This is a genomic window from Halobacillus sp., assembly GCF_049282395.1.
GTDB lineage: Bacteria > Bacillota > Bacilli > Bacillales > Halobacillaceae > Halobacillus.
The window spans coordinates 1-5,487 of sequence record NZ_JBAPTY010000131.1; the positions used below are offsets into that span (position 1 = coordinate 1).

At 39.8% G+C, this 5,487-nt stretch carries 4 protein-coding genes; all 4 read left to right on the plus strand.

Annotation, left to right across the window (positions count from 1 at the left end; all coding sequences use genetic code 11):
* Positions 1-593: 593 nt before the first annotated feature.
* Entirely contained in the window at positions 594-2,186 is a 1,593-nt protein-coding gene (locus WAM07_RS06120; protein ID WP_422165640.1) for a hypothetical protein, read from the plus strand.
* Positions 2,187-2,235: 49 nt separating this feature from the next.
* Positions 2,236-3,177 (plus strand): dTDP-glucose 4,6-dehydratase, encoded by a 942-nt coding sequence (locus WAM07_RS06125; protein ID WP_422165642.1) that lies wholly within the window; start codon positions 2,236-2,238, stop codon positions 3,175-3,177.
* A 62-nt stretch (positions 3,178-3,239) separates the two neighbouring features.
* Positions 3,240-4,397, plus strand: coding sequence for a UDP-4-amino-4,6-dideoxy-N-acetyl-beta-L-altrosamine transaminase (gene pseC / locus WAM07_RS06130; RefSeq protein WP_422165645.1), 1,158 nt, complete (start codon positions 3,240-3,242; stop codon positions 4,395-4,397).
* Positions 4,397-5,440: a UDP-2,4-diacetamido-2,4,6-trideoxy-beta-L-altropyranose hydrolase gene (pseG, locus tag WAM07_RS06135; RefSeq protein ID WP_422165643.1), complete on the plus strand. Its 1,044-nt coding sequence runs from the start codon at positions 4,397-4,399 to the stop codon at positions 5,438-5,440. Before pseC ends, pseG begins: the two co-directional genes overlap by 1 nt.
* Positions 5,441-5,487 lie beyond the last annotated feature (47 nt).

A 5,487-nucleotide genomic window follows, 5' to 3' on the forward strand; every position in this document is an offset into this window, starting at 1 on the left:
GACCCCACAAGGAGTGTTAACGACTGAGGAGGCTTGCCAGTTCCCCCGCAGGAAAGCGAGTTGTTTCCGCAGCCTCCCTTATCAAATTTTCGGCAACGGATCCAAATTATCTCGAAACTGAGTCTTCCACAATCCGGCCCTTTAGCTTAATATTGAAAAAATCTCTTTTCATTATTAAGCGGCAAGCCATTTTAATGGGTTGCGTTGCGCTCCCCCGGGCTTATAACAATTATTTTCACCGAGCTTTCCATTTATGAATATTGTATTAATCAGACTTATGTGTTTGAGGTATTCATAGGCTTAGTCAATTTTAGTAAGGGACGAATTTATTACAGGAAAAAACTATTAATTATTGGAGTATTTGATTCCATTGATATGAACCTGGCCGTGTCGAATCAATATCAGCAATATTTACAAGTGCGGAAAAGGAAACTTCACTTTTGGTGTTTCCATCATGCGCTGGGCCCGTTGATATAAATAATCAAGAGGCAACTGGGTATGACTCTCGATGAAAGGACTCCGATAACGAAAGCATGAACTGAAAAAATATAAGCTTATTAGAGTTAAAACTTGAACAAGGAAAGGTAAATTTAATGAATATTTATGAACAAAATTACTGGTCTGTGTACGTGAACTTCCTTGAAGATTTTCAGGATTTAAAATATAAGGGTTATTCAATACCTTACCTATGTCATTATGCAAGCTTGATTAGAAGTAATAAAAGGTTAGTAGCGAAACTTCATAATAAAAAATTTTTTGAAAGCTTAAATGTAAAAGTTTATGATTCAAAGGAAGTACAAGAAAAGTTTAATGACTTTATTAATGCTCATAAAAAAGAAAGAAAGGTTAAAACCACAGGCAAAGTCGTTATACATGATGTTTATAACCTTTTGCGTTTCCCTATACAAATAAAGAGGAATCTTTTTACAAAAGATAACAGCTTGTTTTTAATAGAGTCCACGAAAAGTAAGCCAAAAAACAAACCAAAAAACAAACAGGAAAACAAACAGAAAATTAAACAAAGAAATAAAAAAAGTAAACAGAGATATAAACAAAGTAAAAAAATAAGCAGGCCACAGAAACGAAGAAAGAAACAAAAAATCAAAGTGTCTAATGGTATTAAGGTGAAAGTTAAAGCAAGAAGTCGATCGACTTTAGTTAATAGTAATACCAATCACGCGAGCCATCATAAGACTTTCAACTCTTATCTTCCGTCCTTTGATCAATCTACTATTAAACGTATGCAGATTAAAGCAACCCGGATCATAAATACTTTTCCAAGGAACCACTTATATCATGACAAACTATTTAAAAAACGATTTTTCGCGCAAATTAGCAAAATAATAAGTCGAATTGAAGAGTGTAATGGTCTTTTTGAACAGGAGGATGTATCGGCTGTCATTGTTCCATCTACGCATTACCCTGAAAGTAGAACCTTAGTCATAGTGGCAGCGGAAAAAGGGATTCCTACCATATGTATGCAGCATGGTATCATCTCCAGTGAGTTTGGATATTTACCTAAGATCGCTGATGTTGATGGAGTATATGGTCAGTTTGAAGTGGATTGGTTTAAGTCAAAGGGGATTGATGAAAATGGGCTGAGTATCATTGGCCACCCCCGGTTTGATTTCTTAAATAGACCACCATCTATGAAAAAGACAGATGTTATAAAGGCTCTAAGTTTGCACCCTAATAAAAAGAATATTTTGGTGATTGTAAGAGGAAATAACCAACTTGGTATGTGGAAAACTTTTCTTGATCATATCCCTTTTAAAAAGGAAGCAAATATCATTATCCGCGACTTTACCACTAAACCACACTCATTAACTAAATCCCATCCATTTACATTCTCTTCAAGACACATTCGTCTTTATGATCTTATAAAGGCATCTGATGTGGTTGTATCCTATTGTTCTACGGTAGCTCTTGAGGCTATGATCGCTGGAAAACCTGTCTTCATTATGAATGAACAAATCCCCGGCTATGTTGGTTATTATGATGGGCTAAAGGATTTGTTCCATTCTTCTCCAGCCACCTTATCTAAGACAGTTAATGAGTACATTAAATCTAAGAAAAATCATAAAAAATACTCGGAAATAAAAAGGGAATTTCTAGCATACGCTTATCCTGGTGGAAAGCTTTCTAACGTACGACTCATGAAGTTAATACGAAGGTTAACCTCATAATATTCTTAGCGCCAAATATATATGGTGAATATAAAGGGAGAGTGGGCTTATGAATATCCTGGTCACAGGAGGCGCTGGTTTCATCGGTCGCTGGGTAGTGAAGCTCTTATTAGAGGAAAAGCACAATGTGTGGGTGCTAGATGACTTATCGAACGGAAGTATTAAAAACATTGAAGAACTGCTGGTGTATAAAAATTTCAAGGCATTTATTCATGGAGATATCAAGGATCAAAAGACGATAGAGAGTCTTTTTTATCCTGGGATTGATTTGTGTTATCACCTCGCAGCCAGCATCAATGTTCAGGATAGTATTGATGATCCAGAAACCACTTTTAATAATGATACAATCGGTACTTTTTATTTGCTGGAACTATGTCGTAAGCGCAACACCAAAATGGTTTTCATGAGCACGTGCATGGTGTATGACCGTGCGGATGGAAAAGGGATTACGGAAAAAGATCCGATTAAGCCGGCATCTCCTTATGCAGGGGCAAAAATTGCCGCTGAAAATATGGTTTTGTCCTATCATTACGCCTATGGACTTCCTGTAACAGTGGTTCGTCCATTCAACACGTATGGACCATACCAAAAGACTGGGGGAGAAGGCGGGGTAGTTGCAATCTTTATCAAAAATAAGTTAAACGGACTTCCTTTACAAATATATGGAGATGGAACACAGACGCGAGATCTCTTGTATGTAGAGGATTGCGCACGTTTTGTGGTGCAGGCTGGTTACAGGGATGAAGTGAATGGAGAAATTGTGAATGCCGGGTTAGGCCGTGATATTACCATAAACGAGCTGGCTGAAATGATTGCAAGCGACCCCAGTCATGTTAGGCATGTGGAGCACATACACCCGCAAAGTGAAATTCCTAAATTGCTTAGTGACTACAGCAAGGCGAAACGTTTGCTTGGATGGGAACCTGCGATTTCTTTATCAGAAGGGATTCAAAAAACGGAAGAGTGGATCGACAGTACGAAATTAATTTAAAGGGGCTTAAGAGTGTGGGAGAAAAGCTAGCCATTTTTGGGGGAGATCCAGTACGTGATTCGATGCTTCCTTATGGAAAACAGACGATCGATGACCAGGATATTCAAAAAGTCGTCGAAACTTTGAAAAGTGATTATATCACCACGGGGCCGGCTCTCAGGGAATTCGAAAAAGGGGTGGCTGATTACGTAGGAGCGGCGTATGCTGTCGCCTTTTCCAATGGTACCGCCGCTTTACACGCTGCGTGTTTCGCGGCAGGAATCGGCAAAGGAGATGAAGTGATCACGACTCCATTGACTTTTGTCGCCAGTGCAAATTGTGTTTGGTATACAGGTGGAAGACCAGTGTTCGCTGATGTTGATCCACAAACCTACAACATCGACCCTGTTTCGATTGAGTCGCTGGTGACTCGTAAAACGAAAGCGATCATTCCTGTGGATTACTCAGGGCAGCCGGCAGATTATGAAAAGATTCAAGCGATTGCAGACAAATACGAATTGGTCATTATTGAAGATGCCGCTCATGCTATTGGAGCTGAATATAGAGGGAAAAAGGTAGGTTCCTATAGCGATATGACAATGTTCAGCTTTCATCCTGTTAAGCACATTACAACAGGTGAAGGGGGCGTTATTGCAACAAACAACCGTGATTATTACGAGAAGTTAATGATGTTCCGAACTCACGGTATTACCCGAGATGTTGAGAAGCTTTTAGAGAAGCGTCACCCATGGGAATATGAAATGCAATTTTTAGGTTATAACTACCGAATGACCGATATTCAGGCAGCTTTAGGGAGCAGTCAATTGAAGAAGCTGGACCGTTTTGTAGCTAAACGCCGGAAGTATGTAAAGGATTATAATGAGGCGTTTGCAACTATGAATTACATTGGAATTCAGGAGCAACTTGCCGATACGGCATCTTCTTACCATCTATATGTGATTCGCTTGGATGGACCATTAAAAGGTTTGAGAAAAGAAATTTTTGATGCTCTTCGCGCAGAGAATATTGGTGTGAACGTCCATTACATCCCTGTGCATACCCAACCCTATTATAAAGAGCGAGGGTACACAAAGGGATTATGCCCGGTTGCCGAACACGTATATGAACAGATTCTAAGTCTACCTTTATATTCAGGAATGAGTCCCGATGATGTTCAGGATGTTGTCAAAGCTGTAAAAAAAGTGACAGCCTATTATGTGAATAACACTGGTGGTAGTTAATGAAAATTGCTTTCAGAGTAGACGCATCATCAGAGGTAGGCACAGGACACGTCATGAGATGTCTCACCCTTGCGAATGAACTTCGAACGTTAGGGGCAGCTTCCTTTTTTATATGCCGTAAAAAGCCTGGAGACCTGATTGAACACATTAAAAAACAAGGATATCACGTCTATGAAATTTCAGGTGGATCGGATAATTGGAAATATGAGGGAGACCAGGTCATACAGATATTGGAGAAACAATGGGAGATAGAATGGCTTGTGGTGGATCATTATGGTCTTGATGCGCAGTGGGAGAAAATTGTCCGTCCTTTTGTTCATAAGGTCATGGTGATTGATGATTTGGCTGATCGCCCCCATGATTGCGATTTGCTCCTTGACCAAAACTTATATCAATACATGAACCTTAGGTACACTGGGCTTGTTCCTGTGAGTGCGAAGCTATTCTTGGGTCCCTCCCACATGCTTTTGAGAGAAGAATTTTTATCAACATCTAAGAAGGAAGAGTGGGACGGAAGAATTGAACAGATCCTTGTTTCATTTGGAGGAACCGACCCGACGAATGAAACGACGAAAGTACTGAGAGCTATAGAGATGCTAGATCAAAAACCGAACGTGGACGTAGTGATTGGGAAATCCAGTCCAAATCTAGAAGAAATTTGCGACTATTGTCAGGATAAGACATGGACTAAGGTTCATATTCAAACAAAAGAAATGGCAAAGCTCATGGCAGCTGCTGACCTTGCCATAGGGGCTGGCGGGAGTACTGTGTGGGAGCGGTTTTATATGCGTCTTCCTTCGCTTGTTATAGAAACAGCCTCGAACCAAAAAGAAATCATAACCTTTTTACAGGAAAAAGGAGCGATCGTTTATTTAGGACATAGCGTCGCGGTCAGTGATAAGGATATTTTCCTTCAACTGAAAAAAGTCTTAGATGACAAGCCGTATATCATGGGGGTTTGGCAATCTATGAATGAGATTTGGAAAGATCATCAACCTTACGGGGTTTCCAAATACATGATGGATGGAGAACATCATGAATGATTTTCAGTTACGGCGTATGGAAAAGGCTGATTTACCGCTGGTATGGC